Source organism: Pseudomonas sp. 05N434, assembly GCF_056396965.1.
Genome location: NZ_JBFTMK010001108.1, coordinates 1 through 486 on the forward strand (window position 1 = coordinate 1; position 486 = coordinate 486).

Sequence of the window (486 nt, forward strand, 5' to 3'; positions counted from 1 at the left end):
ATTCATAACGACGTACTGCGCAGCGTGCGCTACATGCTCGACATCAGCGACAAGAAAGTCATCGAGATCATCAAGCTCGGCGGCATGGACGTCACGCTGGAAGACCTGGTGACGTACCTCGACAAGAAAGAAGAAGACGAGGAAGGTTTCGTACGCTGCCCGGACGAAGTCATGGCGCATTTCCTCGATGGCCTGGTGATCTTCAAGCGTGGCAAGGACGAAAGCCGTCCGCCGCAGCCGATCGAAGTGCCGGTGACCAACAACATCATCCTGAAGAAGTTGCGCGTCGCCTTCGAACTGAAGGAAGACGACATGCACGCCATCCTCAAGGCCGCCGAGTTCCCGGTGTCCAAGCCTGAGCTGAGCGCGCTGTTCCGCAAGTTCGGCCACACTAACTACCGCCCGTGCGGCGATCAATTGCTGCGCAACTTCCTCAAGGGCCTGACCCTGCGCGTGCGCCCGCAGTAAATCGCGCCGCGCTTGTAG

Annotated in this window: 1 protein-coding gene; it reads left to right on the top strand. The window is 58.8% G+C overall.

The genetic code is table 11. From position 1 onward, the window contains the following. Positions 1-468 (top strand): YehS family protein (locus AC1DLB_RS31960; RefSeq protein ID WP_477786530.1); only part of this gene is annotated, 468 nt, incomplete at its 5' end. Positions 469-486: the final 18 nt, after the last annotated feature.